The following is a 21,851-nucleotide window of genomic DNA, read 5'->3' as shown; positions in this document are numbered from 1 at the left end:
ACCGGCTCGGACAAAGCATGATGGCTATCGCTGCCTGGCCCTTTGCCGCTTGCCAGCTGGCCGGCGTGGTGCAAGGCTTAACAGGCTGACGAGGAGGAGACCCCCAATGCGCCTGTCGCTCATATGCCTGCTGTGCAGCCTGGCGCTGCCCGCCACGGCCCAGATCTACAAGTACACCGATGCTCAAGGCAACACGGTATTCAGCGACCAGGCACCGCAGGGCGTGGCCAGCGAGCAGGTCACCCTGCCGGCGGTCAACACCGTGCAGCCACCCCCCATGCCCACGCTGGAAGCCACGGGTGGCGAGCCTGCGGCTACCGGCCAGGCTTACAGCACATTGCGCCTGCTCGGCCTGCCCGCTGACGATGGCGCCCTGCGCGCCAACAACGGCACGTTCAGCGTGAACGTCGAACTGCGCCCGGCACTGCGCGCCAACCACCGCCTGCGCCTCGTACTGGACGGCCAACCGCACGGCCCGGCCACGCGCGGCAGCCAGCTGCAGGTAGTCAACGCCGACCGCGGCGAACATCAACTGGCCGTGCAGGTGCTGGCCGGCGAACAGGTCATTCAGCAGAGCGAAAGCCATACCTTCACCGTGCAGCGCGTCAACACCGGCAGCCCGGCGCTGCGCCCCCCGCCCCCGCAGCCCAAACCGACCCCCAGCCCGGCCCCCAGCGCGCCGGCCCCTGCTCCGCAGTCCAACAGCATCGCCGCACCACGATGAGGCAGCGCATTCTCGCCAGCCTGCTGTTGCTCTGCTGCACGCCGCTGAGTGCCCAGGTGTATACCTACATCGATGCCGAGGGCAACCGTGTGTTCACCGACAAGCCACGCACCAGCCAGGCCCAGCGCATCGAGCTGAAGCCAAGCCCGGCAGTGCCGATCAGCCCGCCACAACCGGCACGCCTGGGCATCCCGGCACCGCCGCCACAGCAGCTGGCCGAGGTCGCCGCGCCAGCCTATGCGTTACTGCGCATCCTCCTGCCGCAGGTCGACGCCAGCATCAGCCATGCCGGCGGGGAAATTCTCGTCACCGTGCAGAGCGACCCCACCCTGCAGGAGGGCCACCAGTACCGCGTACTGCTGGATGGCCAACCCTATGGCGAACCCAGCCGCAGCGCGGCCATCGTGCTGAACAATGTCGACCGCGGCAGCCACATGCTGGCCGTGGAAATCATCGATGCAGCCGGCAAGACCCTGGAACGCACCCCCGCACAACCGCTGCACATGCAGCGCATTTCCCTGGCCCAGAAGCGCCGGGTGAATCCCTGCCAGAAGGCAGACTACGGGGTACGTCCCGAGTGCCCCCTCAAGGACAAGCCGGTAGAACCGCGCAAACTGCTGCCCTTCCTCTAACAGGCCGTCGGCCTGTCCTCGGCAGGCCAGGCGCTCCGCCCTGACGCAACGAACATGCACCCCGAGATAGCAGGCCGCCCCGCCATGCACTATCTTGGTGCACTGAAATGCCCTGCGATCAGGCAAGGACACGCCCACCAGCCCGGCGATCGTGTAAGCAGGCCAGTAACGGCGGGCTTTTTCCGGTTTTTTGGCAAAGCTGGTTTGCTTCTTGCTTCATCCTGCAGCACTTGAGGAAGGCATGCCCATGATCGATCACGCGCTGCACCGCCTATTGCTGGACAACCTGACCACGGCCACGTTGCTGCTCAATGACGAGCTGCGCCTGGAGTACATGAATCCCGCGGCCGAAATGCTCCTGGCCATCAGCGGCCAACGCAGCCACGGCCAGTTCATCAGCGAGCTGTTCACCGAGTCGCCCGAAGCACTCAACGCCCTGCACCAAGCCGTGGTGCAGGCGCATCCGTTCACCAAGCGCGAGGCCCACCTGACCTCGCTGAACGGGCAGAGCCTGGTGGTCGACTATGCCGTCACGCCGATTCTCAGCCGTGGTACCACCCTGCTGTTGCTGGAAGTCCACCCGCGTGACCGCCTGCTGCGCATCAGCAAGGAAGAGGCCCAGTTGTCCAAGCAGGAAACCACCAAGATGCTGGTGCGTGGCCTGGCCCACGAGATCAAGAACCCCCTCGGCGGTATCCGTGGCGCCGCCCAGCTCCTGGCACGCGAGCTGCCCGCTACCGAGCTGCGCGACTATACCGACGTGATCATCGAGGAAGCCGACCGCCTGCGTAACCTGGTCGACCGCATGCTCGGCTCGAACAAGCTGCCGGCCTTGTCGCCCACCAACATCCACGAGGTACTGGAGCGGGTGTGCAGCCTGGTCGACCTGGAAAGCCAGGGCAGCATCACCCTGGTCCGCGACTACGACCCGAGCATTCCGGAACTGCTGGTCGACCGCGAACAAATGATCCAGGCGGTTCTGAACATCGTGCGCAATGCCATGCAGGCATTGGCCAGCCAGCCAGAACAGCGCCTCGGCCGCATCACCCTGCGCACCCGCAGCCTGCGCCAGTTCACCATCGGACATACCCGCCATCGCCTGGTATGCAAGGTGGAAATCATCGACAACGGTCCGGGTATTCCCGCCGAACTGCAAGAAACCCTGTTCTACCCCATGGTCAGTGGGCGCGCCGACGGCACCGGCCTCGGCCTGGCCATTACCCAGACCATCATCAGCCAGCACCAGGGCCTGATCGAGTGTGAGAGCCATCCGGGCCACACCCTGTTCTCGATCTTCCTGCCGCTGGAACAAGGAGCCGCACCGTCATGAGCCGAAGCGAAACCGTCTGGATTGTCGACGACGACCGTTCCATCCGCTGGGTCCTGGAAAAGGCCCTGCAGCAGGAAGGCCTCAACACCCAGTGCTTCGAAAGCGCCGACGGTGTCCTCAATCGCCTGACCCGCCAGCAGCCGGATGTGATCATTTCCGACATCCGCATGCCTGGCACCAGCGGTCTCGACCTGCTGGCCGAAATCCGCCAGATGCACCCGCGCCTGCCGGTGATCATCATGACCGCGCACTCCGACCTGGACAGCGCGGTGGCCTCCTACCAGGGCGGCGCCTTCGAATACCTGCCCAAGCCCTTCGACGTCGACGAAGCCGTGTCGCTGGTCAAGCGCGCCAACCTGCACGCCCAGGAGCAACTGCGCCAGGCCGAACCCGAGCCGCAGCTACGCAGCCCGGAAATCATTGGCGAGGCACCGGCCATGCAGGAGGTGTTCCGCGCCATCGGCCGCCTCAGCCACTCCAACATCACCGTGCTGATCAATGGTGAATCGGGTACCGGCAAGGAGCTGGTCGCCCATGCCCTGCACCGCCACAGCCCGCGCGCCGCCGCGCCGTTCATCGCGCTGAACATGGCGGCGATCCCCAAGGATCTGATGGAGTCCGAGCTGTTCGGCCACGAAAAAGGCGCGTTTACCGGCGCCGCCAACCAGCGCCGTGGACGCTTCGAGCAGGCCGACGGCGGCACGCTGTTCCTCGACGAGATCGGCGACATGCCGGCCGATACGCAGACCCGCCTGCTGCGCGTGCTGGCCGACGGCGAGTTCTATCGGGTCGGCGGGCACACGCCGGTGAAAGTCGACGTACGCATCATCGCCGCCACGCACCAGAACCTGGAAAACCTGGTGCGCGAGGGCAAGTTCCGCGAGGACCTGTTCCACCGCCTCAACGTCATCCGCATCCATATCCCGCGCCTGGCCGACCGCCGCGAAGACATCCCCGCGCTGGCCCGCCATTTTCTTGCCCGCGCCGCCCAGGAGTTGGCCGTTGAGCCCAAGCTGCTGAAAAGCGAAACCGAAGACTATCTGCGGCAACTGGCCTGGCCGGGTAACGTACGCCAGCTGGAAAACACCTGCCGCTGGATCACCGTGATGGCCTCGGGGCGCGAGGTGCATGTCGACGACCTGCCGCCCGAACTGCTCAACCAGCCGGCCGAGACCGGCCAGACCGGCGACTGGCAGCAGGCCCTGCGCCTGTGGGCCGACCAGGCTCTGGCCCGCGGGCAAAGCAACCTGCTGGACTGTGCGGTGCCCTGCTTCGAGCGGATCATGATCGAAACCGCCCTCAAGCACACCGCCGGCCGCCGCCGCGACGCCGCCCTGCTGCTCGGTTGGGGACGCAATACGCTGACCCGCAAGATCAAGGAGCTGGGCATGAACGTCGACGGCGGCGACGAGGATGACAGCGACGACTAGCTGGCATTACTGGGTGCGGTACAGCTCACGGCGGTAGATCAGCGGCGCGCTGCCACGATGAATGCCGAAGCTGGCCAGGCCACTGGCCGGCTCACGGCCTGCACCACGCCAGTCGAACCATAGCCAGGCCGGGGTATCGCGCAGGCGCGCCAGCACGGAGCCCTGGTTGCCGGCCCCCGGCGCACTCAGCAGCAGGCTGCCCTGTGCGGCCAGCGGCCAACCCAGGCTGGCATGGGTATGCCCCTCTAGATTGCCGGAGTAAGGCCCTAGCTCGGCCGTCTGCAGCAGCGCATTGCTGCAACTGTCGGCGTTTTCCGCGAGGAACAGGTTGCGCCCAGCCTGGCTTTGCCAGCTCTGTAGCTGCAGTGGCAGGCTCAGGCTCTGCAGCTCGCTGCCATGCGCGTTGCCAATCTGCAGGCGTCCCAGGCGCACCTCAGTCCCGGCAAAGCTGAAGGTGTAGCCGCTACAGCTACCACCCGCGCCCTGGCATACGCCGTCGCTGTCCTGCAGTGCCGCGGCGGCAAACTCCATCTGCACGCTGGCGGTAAAGGGCAGATCCTCGCTCTGCGGCGCGGCGGCCGGTGCATAGAGCAGGCTTTCCCCGGTCCAGCGGAAGGTGCGCCGGCCGTCGCCCAACGTGGCGTTGTCGACGCTGCTCAGCACACTGCCCTGGACCTGCAAGCGGGTGTTCAGGTCGGCACCCGGCTGGGCGCTGGCAAAGGGGTTGCGTCCCGCCTCGCTGACCACCGACAGGTAGGGCAGCCCGGACGCCTGGCTGGCCCGCGCGGGCAACGCCAGGCGCCAGAAGCCCGGGCGGTCATAGTTGGCGGTGACCTGCCCCTGCCGATTGCGTGCCAGCACCTCCAACTGCGGAGGCTGGGCAAAGCCCATGGCCTGGCCCTGGTAGCTGAAAGCCGTACAGGCTGCCTGCAGCGCCGCACTGCCCTGGGCTTCCAGCCAGGCTGGCGGCAGACGGCCCAGCGGAGCGCTGCTGCCGCCATTGATCGGCTGGCCGAAGTAGCTGGGCGGGCTGGCCGTCAGGCGGAACACGCCCACCTCGCTGAGCGCCGGGCGCACGCGGGTACTCTCGCCCAGTACATGGCTGTAGCGGTCCAGGCTCAGCGTGCCCGGTACGCCCGCAGTCGGCGCCAGCAATTGGTGGCTGAGGGCAATGTCACCCAGCCGGAAGTTTGCCGTGGTGGGATTGCCGCACAGTTCGTCAGCCGTCAGCGGCTGGCCATCGCGACGCCAGGCCACGGCACGCAGGTCGAGGTCGAAGGCATCACCGGCGCGCACGCCACCGGGCATGACCGGGCAGGCACTGTAGTCGCTGCCTTCGGCACAGCTACTGGCGGTTTGCAGGCACAGGCCATAGGGGCGACTGACAAAGCTGTCCTCGCCCGTCATCACCAGGCCGGCTTCATCGCCACTGCTCGGCGCGTAGCGGGCCTCCAGGCGCATTTGCCCGGCATCGTCATAGCGCAGCGGCAGGCTGGCGCTGGCCGAGCTGTCGAAGGTCACGCTCAGCGGCGTGTAGCTGCTGCTGAGCGGCGTACCGTTGAGCAACACCGGCTGGCTGCCGCTGTTCGGTTCGATATAGCCAGCGCGCCACTGCAGCGTTCGACTACCCCCGGCAAAGCCCGGCACGCAGGCCTGCGGATTGGCGGGGTCGGCACGCACAGCCCGGATCGTCGCACTGGCCGGCTTGGCCGCGAGCACATCTGGGGCGTCGATGATGAAGCCGCTCTCGACAAAGCTAACCCGGCAATCGGCCGTGCTGCATAAATTCGTGCCGAATGCCCTGGCTGGCGGCGTTGAACTGTTCACCCCCAGCGTCACCGTACCGGGCGTGTTTCCGCGCAACTGTAAGGTGGTCACACCGCCCGTGAAGGTCAGGGGATTACCCCCCACCCACAAGGCAGAAGGGCTGAGTTCGACCGTCACCGGATCGGTATACAGCTGGCTGCAGGTGGCATTCAGACAGGCCCGCAACGTCACCTCCAGCGGGTTGCAGGTCAGGCTGCTGCTGGCATGGCTAAAGCGGAAGTGATCGATCTGCGGCCCCACCGGGCGGTAGCGCACGGCACACACCTGCAGGTTGTCCAGCTCATGGATATTCACGCTGCCGCCGGTGGAGCCGGTGAAGCTGAGCAGAAAATCACTGGGAATACTGCCCTGCCCGGCACTGGCCAGCGCATTGAAAGGGGCAACCAGGGTCTGGAAGCTGCCGCCGCTGCTGGTACGCCGCGCCACGCTGACCATGGCCTGTCCGGATACGCGCGAATCGACCACGATGCGGTAGCGATGTCCGGGGCGCGCCGAACTGCTGGCGATGTTCGAGTCGACTTCCGGGTCCAGCGTGCCGGTACCCGCCAGGTAGCGATACGCCCCGGCCTGGGAGCCGCGCAAGGTGATGGAGTCGCGGCGAAAACCGGGACCGCCATTGCGTCCTTCGGTGGGGTTGGCGAAGTTGCCGTATTCATCCAGGCCAATGCCCAGCCAACCACCGGCAAACCCCGGGTCACCATTGTCACGCTGGGCATAGCCCAGCGAGCCACCAAAGCTGCCCGGCTGCGGCGTCACGCTGCCGTCGGAGAGGATCACCGCAATACCATCGGCACCCCGGCTGGCGCTGTTGGAATAGGCAAAGTAGTCGAACTCGATGGTTACCAGGTTGCGCGCCGCCGGCAGCAGCCACTGCAGGGTAGCCGCCGTAGCCACGTTGCTTGAGTCATTGGTGAGGCGCAGGCGCCGACCACTGTTGTTGGCAATGCCGATATTGAACGTGCCGCTGCGCCGCGTGGTCACCCAGGCATCGCCCAGGCTGCCGCGTTCGAAGCTGTCATCAAAAAAACAGGTCGGTGCTGCCGGCTGGCAGGCATTGGCCGGCGTCGAGTTGGGCAGGCAGGTACCGGTGACGCTGCTCGGGCTGTTGACGAAAATGGTCGAGTAATGGGGCGCGGTAAAGTTGCCGAATGCCTCGCTGTTATTGAGGGTTACGGCACCGGACTGGGTGGTCACCGTCACCGGGCTATCCGGCGTACCCAGCTGGCTGTCGGTGAAGGTCGCGCTGCCCCCTGTCACCGAGCCGGAGGTCAGGGTTACCCCGCTGAACAGGGCCGGATTGCTGTTCGCGGCAAAGTTGCCGCTCAGCGTCCCGCCGCTGATGTTCAGCCCGGAGTTGGCATTGGCGCCGCCGAGCAGGTTGCTGCCATTGCTGGTCAGGGTGCAGCAGTTGCTAGTCACCAGGCCATTGACCTGGCCGCCAGTGAGGTTGATGGCGCCATTGCTTGCAGTCAGGCTCCCTTGAACCTGGCTATTGGTACTGGTAACGCCATTTTGACCATTCACATTACCGAGCACAGTGCTGTCCGTAAGGCTTATAGCTCCACTGCCTGCAGTCAGGCTCCCTTGAATCTGGCTATTGGTACTGGTAACGCCATCTTGACCACTGACGCTCCCACCAATCTGGCTGTTAGCCAAGATAACCGCACCAGTACCGCTGACAGCAGCAGACACTGCAGTTCCACTCAGCGAAATGCCCCCGGAAGCAGACAAGACCGAACCCTGAATGCTGTTGCTGCCAATCGCGTCGACGCTGCCATAGTCCGAACGCAGGGAAATACGGTAGTCGCTGTTACCGATGCTGTTGTTGTTCAGCGAAAAGCCCGCCAGCGCATACACAGTGATATCGCTGGGGCTGGTGCCCCAGCCGGTATTCACACGCAGGATGTCACCGCTAGCCAAACTGACCCGCCCCGTGCAGGTATAGGTGCTACCGGATTGCGACCAGCTCCCCGAGCAGGGTGGATAGTTGCTGGAAACGAACCAGCCGTTGCCAAATCCGTAAGTAGCCGCACTGGCCTGGCCGGCCAGCAGCAGTAGCAGCATGCCCAGCAGGGCTGACCCTCTATTCATGGCAGGCTGACCTCGATTTGCGCCTGCAGGCGACGGAACGCATAGTCGGGACGACCGCCTGGCAGGCCGTTGCCGGCCTCGGCGGTGAGCAAAAGAATCTGCAGGTTGCGCGCCCCGTCGACATAGGGCCCACGCGCCTGGCAGCTCACCGTTACCGTGAACTCGGCCAGGTTGCTGGCTGCCAAGGCAGGGCTGCCCGCCGCACAGGCCGCACTGCCCAAGCTACGCGCGATGCCCCACTCCAGGCCGGCACGCGCGGCCTGGTAGGCCCGCGCCTGCTGGATGGCCAGGCTGTTGCCGCCATGCTGGTCACTGGCCAGGCGGCTCATCGCTGCCACCAGCAAGGCCACCACGATGATCAGGAACATCGCCGCGACCAGGGCGAAGCCGCGTTGTGAGGACTCAGGGCGCATTGTCCACCTGCACTTGCTGCAACAGCTCGACCGCTTCATTGTCGCGGCTCAAGCCCAGGGTCAGGCTGACCAGGCCGGCGCGCTGCTGGCTGCCGGGTTGATAGCTGAAGGCACAGCGGCTGACATCGCTGGCCAATACCTCGCTCTGCTCGGCGCTGAAAGCCGGCGCCAGGCTGCTGCGGGTGTAGCGCAGCAGGCGGCGGTTGGCCAGATCACAGCGCAGTCCCACCACTTCATCCGCCAGGTAAAAGCGGCGCTGCGGCGAGGCAAAGCTGAAGGCAAAACTGCCGCCGGGCGGTTGCAGGCGCAGCACGCCCTGCCCGGCCTGGCTGGCAAAACTCAGGGTACTGCCGCTGGGGCTGATCACATGCCGGCCATCGGCATCAGCGGCAGCCCACAGGTTACTGCCGGGCACCGCTACACCACCACTCTGCGCGCCCACGTTGTACAGCACCAGCCAGCGCGCGCCGGCCACCGCCAGGGCCGGGTCGAGCACCTGGAAGGCCTGGCAGTCATTGCCCGTCGCCGTGCACTCGGCGGCTGTGCCGGGAGCGAAACGCAGGCCATCGCCACCCAGCCGGTTGGGCAGGTAGCGACCCGCCGCCTGGATACGCAGCAGCTCCAGGTCACTGCCCTGCACGCGCACCGAGTTGGGTACCGCCAGGCGGATGTCGCGGGCCATGCGACTCAGCGCCAGACCCGCCTGATCGACCAGCTCGGCACGCCGGCTCTGGTCGACCAGGCCCTGCATCGGGCGCACCAGCACGGTGCTGATCATCACCGCGACCACCCCGGCCAGGGCAATGACCATGACCAGTTCGACCAGGGTAAAGGCGGCCTGGCGACGCATCAGTAGTTGCTCCGATAGCCACCCAGGCGCAGCTCATCGCCCTTGGGGTCGGTCACCCGCACTTCGACATAACGCGCCGCCACGCTGGCCGCCCCCGCCGCCAGGCTGCTGTCGCTGACGCTGACCCGTACGCGATAGCCGGCCAACTGGTTGAGCACACCACCGCGCGCATCCTGCGGTGGCTGCTCATCGAGGTTGTGGTAGTCGAGCACATCGTCAAAACAGGCCCGCTGGCTGCAGGCGGCAGCACCGGGGTCGGCATAGGCCTGGGCGAGGATTTCTTCCAGGTAGGCTTCAGCCAGCAACAGGCTCTGCTGGCGCAGCATGGGGTCGGCACTGCGCCCAGCCAGGCTGGCCATCGCCGAATACAGCGCGGCGGCGGCGATACCGATGATCACAATGGCTATCACCAGCTCGACCAGGGTCATGCCACGCTGGCGCTTCATGGCCCGGTCTCCACCCAGCCGGCGGGAGCATGCACGCGCAGGCTGTGCCCACCGAGGTTGACCGCCACACTGCGGTCGGCCTGGCCGAGGGCGTTGAAGGTGACCGGAAAACTGTTGCCCGACAGGCTGACGCCCGCCGGCAGGGGAATATCCGCATAAGGGCCGTCGGCGGCCAGCAGGCTGGCACTGTAGCTGCCGCTTTCACAGTTGGCGGCACGGCGCAGGCGCAGCCCGCTGTTGTCCAGCTGCGCCTGTACCCGGCAGCCACTGGCCAGCGCGTGCTTCTGTGCATAACGCACGGCACTGGCCAGCTGCTCGTGGAACAGCCGCTCGTCGAACACCTGTCGCTCAAAGAAACGCGGCCCCACCACGGCAGCCAGGATGCCAATGATCACCATGACCATCAGCAACTCGACCAGGGTGAAGCCGCGCATATGGCTTAGCAGCCGCCGGTAGTAGCCGCAATAGTGGGCGGTGTTACCGTGCTGCCGGAAACCGTTGCAGCGGTATAGACCACTTGGCAGTTGGTTCCTGTGTAGCCCGTAACGGTGTAGGTGATAGCACCCGTACCCGGTGTTGCAGTCACACCACTGACCTGAGCTGCACGAGTGATGCCGTTCTCAGTGGCCGCCGGGTAGCCGTTGACCATGTCGATCTGCAGACCTTCGAGGGTCACCGTGGGAGCTGCACTATTGCCAGCGGCCAGGAACGCGGCACGGGAAATGGCTGAAGCCGAACGCAATGAGCCGGCAATACCGTTCATGGAGGCCACACGAGCCTGGTTGCTGAAATCCGCAAACCGCGGCAGGGCAAAGGCCGCCAGGATGCCGAGGATCACGATGACCATGATCAGTTCAATCAGGGTAAAGCCGCCTTGTTGTTTCTTCATGGGTAGCACTCCGGGTGGAAAGTCTTACTGGAAGGTATAGGTCACAGCGCCGGTGTTGGCGTTGTACTGGATACTGTCGTTAGCGCCATCACGCTGGTAGGTGAAGGTGCATAGCGTGCCAGCGGCGCTGGGCACATAGTCGTTGCTGGTCGCCGCGCCGACGGTGGGCGCCGAGCCTTGCAGGATGCTGGTAAACACCTGGGTGCAGGTCGTCGCACTCATGGCGGTCGTGGCGGCCGGGTTGCCGGCGCGCCCGGTACCGATCGGCCAGCCATTGGCATTCACGTCCACCGTGTTGTCGCCAAAGCCCTGCACATCGATCTGGCAGTTGCCGCCCGCACAGCCGTTGCTGCCGCCGTTGCGGTTGAGTTCCCATTGCGAACGCACCAGCAATACCGCCGACGCCAGGGCGCCGGCGGTGCCTTTCAGGGCTGCTTCGTGGGCATCCTTGGTGGCGTTGATGAAACGCGGCAGGGCCACCGCGGCGAGAATACCGAGGATGGCAATCACCACCACCAGTTCAATCAGGGTAAAGCCACGTTGTGGTCGCTGCATGAGTAACACTCCTGGTCGGTCGCCCGTCAGCGGGCGGATGACGGAAATCCGTCGTTCCTGACAGACTGCAATTCAAAAGCCAATCCGTCGTCACGTTGTGATGCAGTTTGCATTTTTTCGGGAAGCCTGCGCAATTGCCACAGGTACAACCCGTCTCCTGCTGGTGCACGCCGGTCGGCATAACGTGCCTGATAGGCCAGCCAGCCGCGTTCGGCGAGGTAATACCAACACCCCGCACGGCGCTGGCCTGGCGGCGGCAAACTGCCGCAGTAGTCGTCCGGCTGCCAGCGCAACAGCTGGAACGGGTTGCCCCGCAGCCAGGCCTCCGGCAAGGGCTGCCCAGCTGCCAGGCGCTCGGCGGCCAGGTCGCTCAGGCCACGCGCCAACGCGCCGTGCATGGCCTGCATGTTACGCATCTCCAGCACGCCGAGGATGCGCCAGGTCAATAGCCAGAGCAGGCCAATCGCCATCAGCAGCACCAGCCACAGGCCCAGGCGCTGCCAGCGTCGGCGCAGGGTCCAGGCCGTCAGCGCTTCACGCATCAGCGCCCCTGCGCCGCCGAGCCGAGTTCCCACATGGGCAGGAACACGCCCAGCGCCAGGATCAGCACCAGCACGCCCATCGCCACGATAAGGATCGGCTCGATGGCATCGGCCAGCTGCTTGAGGTCGTAGTCCACTTCCTGCTCGTAGAAATCCGCCACCTCGACAAACAGATCATCCAGCGCGCCGGTTTCCTCGCCCACCGCCATCATCTGCAGCACCAGTGGGGTAAACAATCCGCTGGCTGCCGCAGTACGCGTCAGTGCCTCGCCCCGCTCGATGCCTTCGCGCATGGCCAGTACGGCCTGGCCGATGTGTCGGTTGCCGACGCTGGCACTGTTGATCGACAGGGTCTGCAACAGGGGTACACCGGCGCGGTACATCATGGCGAAGGTGCGCGTGAAGCGCGCCAGGGCGATACGTTCGAAGATCCCACCGACGATGGGCAGGCGCAGCTTGAGGCGGTCCCAGTGCAAGGCGCCCTGCTCGGTTTTCGTCCAGCGCAGGAAGCCATACAGCCCGCCGGCCAGCAGGATCAGCAGCAGCCACCAGTAGTCCTGGAAGAACTGCGAGGTGCCGATCAGCACGCGCGTCGCCCAGGGCAGCTCGGCCTTGAACTGCTCGAAGACCTTGGCAAAGGCCGGGATCACGAACAGGTTGATCACCGCCAGGGCCACGCCCATGGCGCTGAGCACGAACAACGGGTAGCGGGTGGCCTGCTTGAGGCGCTTGCGGGTTTCCCGCTCCAGCTCCAGGTAGCTGGACAGCTGGCGGAAGGCCCCGTCCAGCTGGCCGGTGTTCTCGCCCACGCTGACCATGCTGATGAACAGGGTATTGAACACCCGGGGATGAACATTCATCGCCACCGCCAGGCCCAGGCCGCGCTCCAGGTCACTACGCACCGCCTGCAGCACCTCGCGCAGGTAGAGGTTGCGGGTCGATTCGGCCAGCCCGCCGATGGCACGGATGATCGGCACGCCGGCCTTGCTCAGGCTGTACATCTGCCGGCAGAAGATGATCAGCTCATCCAGCTCGACACGTCGCCGGCGCAGGCGTTCGAGCAGTTGCTGGAGTACATCGGCGCCCTTGTCGGCCTGCTGGGCATCGATCTGCAAAGGGGTGATCTGCTGCGCCAACAGCTCGTTGGCCGCCTGGTCCAGGCTGGCCGCCTCGACCAGCCCGCTGACCCGTGCGCCCTGGGCATTGCGTCCGCTGTAGCGAAACTGCGCCATTACAGGCTATCCACGTCGGTCAGGGTCGCGCACACCTTGAGCACCTCGTCGATGCTGGTCACCCCGGCCAGTGCATAGTCCAGCGCACAGGCCGCCAGCGGCCGGTAGTGCGGGTTGGCCCTGGCCGCCTCGGCAAAGGCCTGCGGATCGTTGCGGCGCAACGCGGCGATCATCGGCTCGTCCATTTCCAGCAGCTCGTAGACCCCCACCCGGCCGTTATAGCCGGTGTTGTGACACTGGTGGCAACCCGCGCCGTGACGGAATACCTTGCCGGCCAGGCTGCCGCCGTGCAGGCGCTCCAGCCAGGCCAGCTGCTGCGGGTCGGCCTGCTGTTCCTGCATGCAGTTCTCGCAGACCCGGCGCACCAGGCGCTGCGCCAGCACCGCATTGAGCGCGGTAGCCACCAGGAAGGGCTCGGCCCCCATGTCCACCAGGCGCATGGCCGAAGTCTGCGCATCGTTGGTGTGCAGGGTGGACAGCACCAGGTGGCCGGTCAGCGCGGCGCGCAGGCCGATTTCGGCGGTTTCCTGGTCACGCATCTCGCCCACCAGCACGATGTCCGGGTCCTGGCGCAGGGCGGCGCGCAGTACGCGACCGAAGGTCAACTCGATCTTCGGGTTGACCTGCACCTGGTTGACGCGTGGCAGGCGGTATTCCACCGGATCTTCCACGGTGATGATCTTTTTCTCCGGGCTGTTCAGCTCGGCCAGGCCGGCATACAGGGTGGTGGTCTTGCCGGAGCCGGTCGGGCCGGTGACCAGCACCATGCCAAAGGGCCGCTGCAACAGACGGCGGAAACGCGCCAGCATGTCTGCCGGCATGCCGGTGTGATCGAGGTTGAACAGCCCGCCACTCTGGTCGAGCAGACGCATGACCACCGACTCGCCATGCTGCACCGGCATGGTGGATACCCGCACGTCGATGCTGCGGTTGCGTACGCGGATGTTGAAACGACCGTCCTGCGGCAGACGTTTCTCGGAAATATCCAGCCCGGACATGATCTTCAGGCGCATCACCAGGGCCGATGCCACGCGGTGTTCGTTCATCACCTGTTCATTGAGCACGCCATCGATACGCTGGCGGATACGCACCACGCCTTCGTCCGGTTCGATGTGGATGTCCGAGGCCTTCATCTGCACGGCATCTTCGAACAGCGTTTGCAGCAGGCGCACCACCGGCGCATCCGAGGTGCTTTCCGCGCCCAGTTTGCTCAGGTCGAAATCGCTTTCCTGCAGCGAACCTTCCAGTTCGCCAGCCAGCGAGGCGATTTCGCTGGTGCGCCGGTACAGGCCATCCAGGCTGGAAAGCAGCTCGCTTTCCCGGATCACTGCCGGCTGCACGCGGGTTTTCAGGACACGCTCCAGCTCGTCGAGGGCGAACAGGTCAAGCGGATCACTCATGCCGACCAGCAGGCCGCCACCCTCGCGGGACAGCACGATGGCCCGGAAACGCCGCGCCATGGCTTCCGGCAGGCTCTGCACCAGCTGGGCATCGAGTTTGAAATGCTTGAGTTCGATAAAGGGAATGCGCAGCTGTTCGGACAGCGCGGTGAGCAGCTGCACCTCGCTGACAAAACCCAGGTCGACCACCGCCCGGCCCAGCTTGGCACCGCTGATCTTCTGGCTCTGCAGGGCCTGTTGCAGCTGTTCGTCATTGATCAGCCCGGCCTGTACCAGCAGGTCACCCAGGCGCACCTTGCGCTGACGTACGTCGTTCTCGGCCATTTACTGTCCTCCCAGGGCGCGCAGGCGCGCAGCGATATAGTCGCGGGTGGCCGGCTCCAGCGCGCTGTCCTGCAGGGCGCGCTGGTAGTGGAGGCGCGCCTGCTCGGCCTGTTGCAGACGCTCCATGGCCAGAGCCAGGCCGAGGTGCCAGGCACCCTGGCTGCCACGCCGGGCCAGCAGCGCCTGATAGGTGGCCGCGCTTTGCGCCCACTGCCCGGCCTGCTGCTGGGCCGCAGCCAGCACCGCGTGGTAAGCCGGGTCGCTGTCCAGGCTGGGCGCCTGCTCTTGCAAAGTGGCCAGTGCCACCGCCGGCTGGCCCTGTTGCAACTGGGCACGGGCCAGCAACAGGCGCAGTTCAGTGTCGCCTGGCTGCGCCTGCAACTGGCCCGGCAACCAGGCCAACAGAGGCTCCAGCTGGCCGGCCGCCAGGTAGGCACGCGCCAACCAGCGGGTCACGTGGCGATCGCCCGGCTGGCGCTGGTGCAACGCCTGCAGCTCGCTGATCGCCTCGGCATAGCGCTGCGCGGCCAGCGCCTCACGGGCCCGCTGCAAGGGGTCAGGCAGCCCCTGGATATGGACCTGCGGCGCGGCCTGCGGACTGCTCACCGGCCAGCAACTGTCGCCGTGCAGGCATACCGCGCTGCTGCCACGCGCGGCCTTGGCCGGCGCAGGCCGAGCCGGCGCGCGCTGGGTTGCCGGCGGTTGTGGCCAGGCAATCGGCGCCGGCTCCTCGCGCACCTGGCCAAAGCCTGGCGGCACGTCCGGGGGCGACTCGCTCGCCGGCTCCGCCACAACCTCAGCCACCGGCAGGTCGAGCGGCGTTTCCTGCACACGCTCTTCGTCGTTGCGCTGCAGGTCCACCTGCAGCCAAAGCTGCCAGCGCGTACCCAAGGCTTCCAGACGGTCTTCGACCTGTAGTTCACCGCCCAGGCCGACCAGCAGCACATGCACCGCATCGCCCTGCTGCTCGACCCGCCAGGACAGGCTGCGCCCCTGCTGCTGCAGACGACCATGGCGCGGCTCGCCGGGCAGCAGCGTGCCGGGCAGCACCAGGCTGACCGCACCACTCTCGTCGAGGCGCTGATAGCTCAGCGTGCGATCCAGCAACAACTGCAGGACAAAGCGACGTGGCTGGTGCTGCGGCAGCACTTCGAGCAGCTGCACCGGCGTCACGGCAGCCGGCTCTTGGACCTGCGCCTCGCGCGGCGGCGGGATCGCCGGCACGCCCTTGACCACCCGGCCGAGCAGGTTGCCGATGAGGAACGCACCAAGCATCACCGCGGCAAACCACAACAAGCCGCGACGCAGGCGCAGGCTGCGGTCGCGGCGCGCCGCAGCAGCCTCGTCAACCGCATACAGGTCATCGGCCAGCGGGCTGTCACCCGGCGCGGCGCGGCGTTTCTCCAGGTCGCGCAGCATGTCGTTGACCAGGCTCATGGCAGCCACTCCGCCACATTCGGCCAGCCGCGCAGCGCCAGCCAGCTGCCGGCCAGCAACGCCAACAGCGCCGCCAGGCATAGCAACAGGCCACGCAGTCCGGGGCGCAGGGCGCCGCCACGCACCGCGCCTTCGGTATCGGCAATCGCCCGCTGCACATGCACTGCGCCGATCTGCCGGCAGCCTTCGCCAAAGGCCGCCATCAGCGCCTTGTTGGCGAGAATATTGAGCAGCCGGGGAATGCCACCACTGCCGCGCGCCAGGCGGCGCAATGCCGCTTCGCTGAACAGCGGCTCGCCACGGTAGCCGGCCACAGCCAGACGCTCCTGCAGGTAACGGCGGATATCCACCAGGTCCAGGGGCCGCAGGCTGTAGGAAAAGGTGATGCGCTGGCGCAACTGACGAAAGGCCTCCTGTTGCAGGGTGCTGTCCAGCTCCGGCTGGGCGAACAGCACCACCTGCAGCAGCTTGCTGCGTTCGCCCTCCAGGTTGGTCAGCAGGCGCAGCGACTCCAGGGTGCGCGGCGGTAGCGCCTGGGCTTCGTCGATCAGCAGCACGGTACTCTTGCCGGCCGCCGCCAGCTCGATCAGCCGCTGGTTGATGCGCTGCAGCAAACTGTGTTCGTCCAGCTCCGCGGTGTCCTGCAGGTGCAGCTCATGAGCCAGCGCCTGGCGCAGGGCCAGCGGGGTAAGACAGGGATTGGGCAGGTAGGCCGCCTGGAAGCGCCGCTTGTCCAGCAGGTTGAGCACGGTACGGCACAGCAGGGTCTTGCCGGTACCCACCTCACCAATCACCTTGATGAAGCCTTCGCCCTCGGCCAGGGCCAGGCGCAGCAGATTCAGGCAGCCCTGATAGGGCGCCAACTGCACCAGGAACTCGGTATTCGGAGTCAGCGCAAAGGGCTTCTCACGCAGGCCGAAGAACGCTTCGTACATGGCCTACCTCAGTTCCTGGAAGCTTTCCGCACTCCTGCGCAGCTCCTCGCGCCAGGTGTCTTCGCCAACCACCTGGGGACGCATGAGAATCACCAGCTCACTTTGCCGCAGACTCTTGCGCTGCTGCTGGAACAGCGGACCGATGATCGGCAGGCGCGAGGCCCAGGGCAGGTTGGCGTCTTCGTTCTGGTTGGCGTTCTGCAGCAGGCCGCCGATCACCACCACCTGACCGCTGCGGGCACGCACGATGGAGTCCGACTGGCGCGTGGTGGACAGGGCCAGCGGCAGGTTGAAGACATTGTCGTCGTTACCCAGGGTGATGCTCTTGTTCTGGTCCTGTACGCGGCTGACGGTGGGCCGCACATGCAGGGTGACCTGGTCGTGCTCGTCGATCTGCGGCGTCACGTCCAGGGAAATTCCGGAGAAGAACGGCGTCAGGGTAATGTCCAGGTCCGGCGCGGTGCCGCCACCGGACAGGCTGGTGGTGGTGGTGGAAACATCGGTGACGAAGAACTCGTCGGTGCCGACCTTGATCACCGCCTTCTGGTTATTCAGCGTGGACACCCGCGGGCTGGACAGCACGCGCACGTTGCCCTGGGTTTCCAGCAGCTGCACCACGCCGGTGAAGTCGCCTACGCTGAGCGAGCCGGTGAACACCCCACCCACGCCCTGGCTACCGCTGAGTGCTTCGCCACTCAGGCTGAGGCCGAAGGTGCTGTTGCCTTCCTTGCCCAGCTGGGTCCAGTTGATCCCGGCCTGGAAGCCATCGGACAACTCGACTTCGAGAATCTTGCTTTCCAGGATCACCTGGCGCTGCAGATTGCGTTGTGCCTGGCGCAGGAAGGCCTGGACATTTTGCTGATCGGCGGTGCTGGCCTTGACCACCAGCAGGCCGGCCTGCGGGTTGATCACCACGTTGTTGCCCGGCTCGCTGCCGATGATCATGTTCACCACATCCTGCAGCTCCTGCCACAGATCGACTCGGCTGGTGGTCAGCAACTGGCTGGCATTGACGGTCGACGAGGTACTGCTGGTAGTGGTACCGCCAGCACCGCTGCTGACGTTGTTGTCGGTGGTCACCTGGCCGGAACTGATCCGCGTGTCGGTACTGCCTTCGCGCAGCAGGTTGAGGTAGTTGATGTCATAGCTGCGAGTGATCGGCTGATTGGGCAGGATCTGGTAGCCGTAGCTGGTCCGCCGGAAGTCGTAGCCGTAGCTGTCACGTACCGCGCTGAGCGCCTCTTCGAGGGTTACGTTGCGCAGGCTGAAAGTCACCAGGCCATCCACCTGCGGATGTACCACGAGGTTCTGCCCGGCACCCTGCATCAGGCTGAGGAAGAACTCGCGCGCCGGCATCTCGCTGACCGCCACATCGAAGCGCGGGCCGGCACTGTTTGGCAGGTCCAGGCGCAACGGCGGCAGCAGGGCGGCCTGCACTTCGGCGGGCGGCGGGCTGGCCAGCGCCTGCTGGAGGCTCTCGTCGAGCAGTTGCTGACCCTGCCGGGCCAACTGGCGGTCGCCATCCTCGAAGCTCTGGCAGGCCCCCAACAGGGCCAGTACGGCGAGCAGTGGCAGGTGTTTGCTGATCATGCTCATCATCGACTCGGTTGCACAATGGAAGGAGCCAGGCGCAGCCATTGCACCTGGTCATGGCGTTGCAGTTTGACCGCCTGGCTGTCGATCGCCAGGATGCGCGCCTCGCCCAGCCAGTCGCCCACACGGCGTTGCTGGCCGTCGATCACCGCGTAACGCTGTGCACCGGCCAGCACGATGGCTTGCAGGCGCAGGGGCGCTTCGGCGGCTGCCGGGCTGGCCGAGGGCGAGGCACTGCGCGGCGCCTGGGTAGGGTCCAGCGCAGTCTGCGTGGCCGCCCAGGCCGGAAATGCCAGCAGGGCCAGCAGGGCCAGCCGTGCTGCACGAGGCTTGAATTGCTTGTCAGACACCCAGCCACCCCTGTTCACGACTCAAGGTATACAGCAGCAAGACAATCCGCGCGCCGCCCGTTTCCTGTACCTGGTAATCGAGGCTTTGCCAGTACAGCCGCACCTGACTGCCGCGCACCGCCTGCAAATAACCGAGCAGCTCGAAATAGCCCCCCTCCAGGGTCAGGCGCACCCCATGCCGGTACAACTGCAAGGGCAGTGCGGCCGGCGATTGTGCCGCGTCGGCGGCAGGCAGCGTATTGTCCTGGGGCAAGTCCAGCGGTTCGCTGAAGCTTTGCAGGGCCAGCACACGCAGTTGCGGACGCGCCTGCAACAGCTCGCGCAGAACCTGCTGCATCTGTGCCGGACTGGCCAGGCCCGCGGTATCGCTGGCAATGCGCGCCTGCAGCTCGCCGGCCTGCGCCTCGCTCTGCTGCAACGCCTGGCGGTAGGCCAGGTTGGGATCGGCAGCAGCACGCGCCTGCAGGGCGGCCAGCTCCGCCTCAGCCTGTTCGATGCGCTGCACGTCGGCCTGCTGGGCCTGCCGGCTGTGCTGCAAACGCAAGCCCTGCGGGTCAGCCCACAGCAGCACATAGGCCATCAGCACGACCACCAGTCCGGTGGCGTAGATCAGCCATTGCTCGCGCGGCGCCAGCAGCCGCCAGCGTTGCCAGAGTTCATTCATCTGCCGTCTCCTCAACACCCGCACTGCGCAGGCGGAACTCGAACAGCCCATCCTCGCCACGCTGCAATTGCAGGTCGGCGAACTCGCGCCCGGCAAACACCGGGCTCTGTCCCAGACTGCGCAGGTACAGCGGCAGCAGCTCCTGGTTATTGCTGCGCCCGCTCAGCTGCATCTGCCGCCCGCCGTCCTGCAAGAGGATGTGGCGCAGCCACAGGCCCTGCGGGGGATGCTGGCTGGACAGCGCCTGCAGCGGCGCGACGAAGCCCTCGCCCTGCAGGCTCAGCGTCTGCAGGTGATCGAGCAGTGCCTGCAGACGCGCTGCACGCTGCTGGCTGGCCAGCAGCTGCTCGGGCAGGCGGGCATCCAGTTCGGGCTCACGGAAGCTTTCGCGCTGTTGCGCCAGGCTGGCGGTCAATGACTCGGCGGCCTGTTGCAGGCGCTGTTGTGCGCTCTCAGCCTGGCGCACCTGACCATGCAGCCACAGGCCGTGGCCCAGCAACAGCAGCCAGAGCAGCGCCTGACCGGCAAGCATCAGGCGCACGCTGGGGCCACTACGGCGCCGGCGCTCCTGCTGGAACAGGTTGAGGTTCTGCATCAGCCGGCCTCCTGACGCAATGCTGCGCCCACCGCACCGATGCAAAAGGCCTGCGCGGCATCATCCAGCTCCGCCGCCGGCTGACCGGGAAACAGCTCGGCCAGGCGCAGGGGCAGTACATGCACGGCCAGCCCGCTGCTCAGCGCCGCCAGGGTCGGCTCGCCCAGGCGCTTCATCGGTAGCAGCAGGAGGCGGGCGATATAGCCCTTGCCCAGTTGGCCTTCGTAGTAATCCAGCGAGCGCTGCACTTCGAGGATCACGTTAGCGAAATCCTCGCCGGCCTGGTCGAGGCCCTGTTCGATGCGCCGACTCATGTACAGTTCGCTGCCGTTCTGGATGCAGATCAGCCCTTCGCTGGAACGCAGGCGCAACAGCCCCAGGTTGATGCCCTCGGCACCCGCCAGCAGCCCCAGGTTGCGAAACGCCATCTCGGTGATATCGATACTCTGCAGACGCAGGCCGGCATGTCGCACCAGGCGTTCGCCCGCCTGCATGCGCGCCTTGTCGAGCACCGCGCAGAAACTGCGCCGGGCGCGTCCGCGGTAGGCGTCCTCGGGCAGATTGAAGCCATCCACCACGTAGTCGGTAAGGCTGTTGCCGACCAGTTCGCGGACTTTCCAGCGCAGCGCGTCACGCAGCTCGTCGGCAGCCACTTCGGGGGCATCCAGCAGGTGAGCCTGATAGTCGGCCGGGTGCAGCAGCAGGTTGACCGGCATGTCCTGCAGGCCATGTTCCTGCACCAGTGCCTTGAGTGCGGCCTCCTGCTCGGCGGGCGGCACAGCGCGGAACTCGCAGCGCTGCAGCAACGGGCTGCCATCCTCGCGGCGCTCCACCTGCGCCAGGGCGATGCCTTGCGGCCCACACTCGATGCCGATCAGGCCTGCAGCGACCCGCACCTTCCTCGTCTTCAACCAACGCAAACCTGCGCCCCCAGAACAGCCTGCAACGCACTTCGGGCAAACCCGGTGCCAGGCTGTAGAATGCTTTGCTCGTGCCGGCGCACAGCGCGCCAGCTCCCTGCCTCAACCTGTATCCAGGCCTCTTGTTATGTTTCATGTCGTGCTGTTCCAGCCGGAAATTCCGCCCAATACCGGCAACATCATCCGCCTGTGTGCCAACACCGGCAGCCAGCTGCACCTGATCGAGCCACTGGGTTTCGAGCTGGATGACAAGCGCCTGCGCCGCGCCGGGCTGGACTATCACGAATACGCGACATTGAAACGCCATCACAGCCTGGTCGACTGTATCACAGCTATCGGCGGCGGCAGGATTCTGGCGCTCACCACCAAGGCTAGCCACAGCTATGCCGAAATGCACTATCTGCCCGGTGACATATTCCTCTTTGGCCCGGAAAGTCGTGGCCTGCCCGCGGAGATTCGCGACAGCCTGCCAGCCGAGCAGTTGCTGAAGATCCCCATGCGCCCGGCGTGCCGCAGCCTCAATCTGTCCAATGCGGTGGCCGTGGTGGTCTACGAAGCCTGGCGCCAGCAGGGATTCGCCTGAGCCGGCACAACGTGACCTGACAGTCACACTCCGCGTCAGCATAGGCACCCCTGGCTGCGACCCCCGGTCGCGCCCACGCCTTCAGTGCT

General features: G+C 66.0%; 22 protein-coding genes. 5 read left to right on the top strand and 17 right to left on the bottom strand.

The window, feature by feature from the left end; genetic code table 11:
* Nucleotides 1-106 precede the first annotated feature (106 nt).
* The 4 genes from CW360_RS06360 to ntrC all read left to right on the top strand — a co-directional run bounded on the left by CW360_RS06360 (nt 107) and on the right by ntrC (nt 4,116).
* Nucleotides 107-724: a DUF4124 domain-containing protein gene (locus CW360_RS06360; RefSeq protein ID WP_101193124.1), complete on the top strand. Its 618-nt coding sequence runs from the start codon at nt 107-109 to the stop codon at nt 722-724.
* On the top strand, nt 721-1,356 hold the full coding sequence (locus tag CW360_RS06355) for a DUF4124 domain-containing protein (RefSeq protein ID WP_101193123.1): 636 nt from the start codon (nt 721-723) through the stop codon (nt 1,354-1,356). The genes CW360_RS06360 and CW360_RS06355 overlap by 4 nt, the downstream gene beginning before the upstream one ends.
* Nucleotides 1,357-1,603: 247 nt before the next feature.
* The gene (glnL, locus tag CW360_RS06350) at nt 1,604-2,686 is read left to right on the top strand and encodes a nitrogen regulation protein NR(II) (RefSeq protein WP_093986218.1); all 1,083 of its coding nucleotides are present in this window, start codon (nt 1,604-1,606) and stop codon (nt 2,684-2,686) included.
* Nucleotides 2,683-4,116, top strand: a complete 1,434-nt coding sequence (gene ntrC / locus CW360_RS06345) for a nitrogen regulation protein NR(I) (RefSeq protein ID WP_101193122.1) — start codon at nt 2,683-2,685, stop codon at nt 4,114-4,116. The genes glnL and ntrC overlap by 4 nt, the downstream gene beginning before the upstream one ends.
* Before the next feature lie 6 nt (nt 4,117-4,122).
* Here ntrC and CW360_RS06340 read toward each other — a convergent pair whose 3' ends face one another.
* From CW360_RS06340 to CW360_RS06260, 17 genes are read right to left on the bottom strand one after another with little or no spacing between them, the layout of a single operon-like run.
* Nucleotides 4,123-8,034 carry a DUF6701 domain-containing protein gene (locus CW360_RS06340; RefSeq protein ID WP_157825256.1) on the bottom strand — a complete coding sequence of 1,304 codons (3,912 nt, stop codon included), beginning with the start codon at nt 8,032-8,034 and terminating at the stop codon, nt 4,123-4,125.
* Nucleotides 8,031-8,447, bottom strand: a complete 417-nt coding sequence (locus CW360_RS06335; protein WP_101193120.1) for a hypothetical protein — start codon at nt 8,445-8,447, stop codon at nt 8,031-8,033. The genes CW360_RS06340 and CW360_RS06335 overlap by 4 nt, the downstream gene beginning before the upstream one ends.
* On the bottom strand, nt 8,437-9,297 hold the full coding sequence (locus CW360_RS06330; protein ID WP_093986214.1) for a PulJ/GspJ family protein: 861 nt from the start codon (nt 9,295-9,297) through the stop codon (nt 8,437-8,439). The genes CW360_RS06335 and CW360_RS06330 overlap by 11 nt, the downstream gene beginning before the upstream one ends.
* A complete protein-coding gene (locus tag CW360_RS06325; protein WP_101193119.1) occupies nt 9,297-9,743 on the bottom strand; it encodes a prepilin-type N-terminal cleavage/methylation domain-containing protein in 447 nt (148 codons plus the stop codon). The genes CW360_RS06330 and CW360_RS06325 overlap by 1 nt, the downstream gene beginning before the upstream one ends.
* Nucleotides 9,740-10,177 (bottom strand): prepilin-type N-terminal cleavage/methylation domain-containing protein, encoded by a 438-nt coding sequence (locus CW360_RS06320; protein WP_101193118.1) that lies wholly within the window; start codon nt 10,175-10,177, stop codon nt 9,740-9,742. Before CW360_RS06320 ends, CW360_RS06325 begins: the two co-directional genes overlap by 4 nt.
* A gap of 5 nt (nt 10,178-10,182) precedes the next feature.
* Complete coding sequence (locus CW360_RS17190; protein ID WP_101193117.1) at nt 10,183-10,632, bottom strand: pilin; 450 nt, start codon at nt 10,630-10,632, stop codon at nt 10,183-10,185.
* A gap of 24 nt (nt 10,633-10,656) precedes the next feature.
* Nucleotides 10,657-11,187 (bottom strand): prepilin-type N-terminal cleavage/methylation domain-containing protein, encoded by a 531-nt coding sequence (locus tag CW360_RS06310; protein ID WP_101193116.1) that lies wholly within the window; start codon nt 11,185-11,187, stop codon nt 10,657-10,659.
* 26 nt (nt 11,188-11,213) lie between these two features.
* A complete protein-coding gene (locus CW360_RS06305; protein ID WP_101193115.1) occupies nt 11,214-11,729 on the bottom strand; it encodes a hypothetical protein in 516 nt (171 codons plus the stop codon).
* Nucleotides 11,729-12,961 carry a type II secretion system F family protein gene (locus CW360_RS06300; protein WP_101193114.1) on the bottom strand — a complete coding sequence of 411 codons (1,233 nt, stop codon included), beginning with the start codon at nt 12,959-12,961 and terminating at the stop codon, nt 11,729-11,731. Before CW360_RS06300 ends, CW360_RS06305 begins: the two co-directional genes overlap by 1 nt.
* Nucleotides 12,961-14,685, bottom strand: coding sequence for a GspE/PulE family protein (locus tag CW360_RS06295; RefSeq protein WP_101193113.1), 1,725 nt, complete (start codon nt 14,683-14,685; stop codon nt 12,961-12,963). Before CW360_RS06295 ends, CW360_RS06300 begins: the two co-directional genes overlap by 1 nt.
* Complete coding sequence (locus tag CW360_RS06290) at nt 14,686-16,122, bottom strand: tetratricopeptide repeat protein (protein WP_101193112.1); 1,437 nt, start codon at nt 16,120-16,122, stop codon at nt 14,686-14,688. It lies immediately after the preceding gene.
* Complete coding sequence (locus CW360_RS06285; protein ID WP_101193111.1) at nt 16,119-17,057, bottom strand: ExeA family protein; 939 nt, start codon at nt 17,055-17,057, stop codon at nt 16,119-16,121. The genes CW360_RS06290 and CW360_RS06285 overlap by 4 nt, the downstream gene beginning before the upstream one ends.
* A 3-nt stretch (nt 17,058-17,060) precedes the next feature.
* Nucleotides 17,061-18,647 carry a pilus (MSHA type) biogenesis protein MshL gene (mshL, locus tag CW360_RS06280; protein WP_245874681.1) on the bottom strand — a complete coding sequence of 529 codons (1,587 nt, stop codon included), beginning with the start codon at nt 18,645-18,647 and terminating at the stop codon, nt 17,061-17,063.
* 5 nt (nt 18,648-18,652) lie between these two features.
* The gene (locus CW360_RS06275) at nt 18,653-19,000 is read right to left on the bottom strand and encodes a Type II secretory pathway component (protein WP_101193109.1); all 348 of its coding nucleotides are present in this window, start codon (nt 18,998-19,000) and stop codon (nt 18,653-18,655) included.
* Nucleotides 18,993-19,664: a type II secretion system protein GspM gene (gspM, locus tag CW360_RS06270; RefSeq protein WP_093986202.1), complete on the bottom strand. Its 672-nt coding sequence runs from the start codon at nt 19,662-19,664 to the stop codon at nt 18,993-18,995. Before gspM ends, CW360_RS06275 begins: the two co-directional genes overlap by 8 nt.
* Nucleotides 19,657-20,259: a PilN domain-containing protein gene (locus CW360_RS06265; protein WP_093986201.1), complete on the bottom strand. Its 603-nt coding sequence runs from the start codon at nt 20,257-20,259 to the stop codon at nt 19,657-19,659. The genes gspM and CW360_RS06265 overlap by 8 nt, the downstream gene beginning before the upstream one ends.
* The gene (locus tag CW360_RS06260) at nt 20,259-21,170 is read right to left on the bottom strand and encodes an MSHA biogenesis protein MshI (RefSeq protein WP_170307364.1); all 912 of its coding nucleotides are present in this window, start codon (nt 21,168-21,170) and stop codon (nt 20,259-20,261) included. Before CW360_RS06260 ends, CW360_RS06265 begins: the two co-directional genes overlap by 1 nt.
* Nucleotides 21,171-21,306: 136 nt before the next feature.
* Between CW360_RS06260 and trmL the strand changes: the two genes are divergently transcribed.
* On the top strand, nt 21,307-21,762 hold the full coding sequence (trmL, locus tag CW360_RS06255) for a tRNA (uridine(34)/cytosine(34)/5-carboxymethylaminomethyluridine(34)-2'-O)-methyltransferase TrmL (protein ID WP_093986199.1): 456 nt from the start codon (nt 21,307-21,309) through the stop codon (nt 21,760-21,762).
* The last annotated feature ends 89 nt before the right edge of the window (nt 21,763-21,851 follow it).

This window comes from Pseudomonas fluvialis (assembly GCF_002835605.1).
Classification (GTDB): domain Bacteria; phylum Pseudomonadota; class Gammaproteobacteria; order Pseudomonadales; family Pseudomonadaceae; genus Aquipseudomonas; species Aquipseudomonas fluvialis.
The sequence above is the reverse complement of the archived record's forward strand: the minus strand, read 5'-3'. Positions and strand labels throughout refer to the sequence as shown.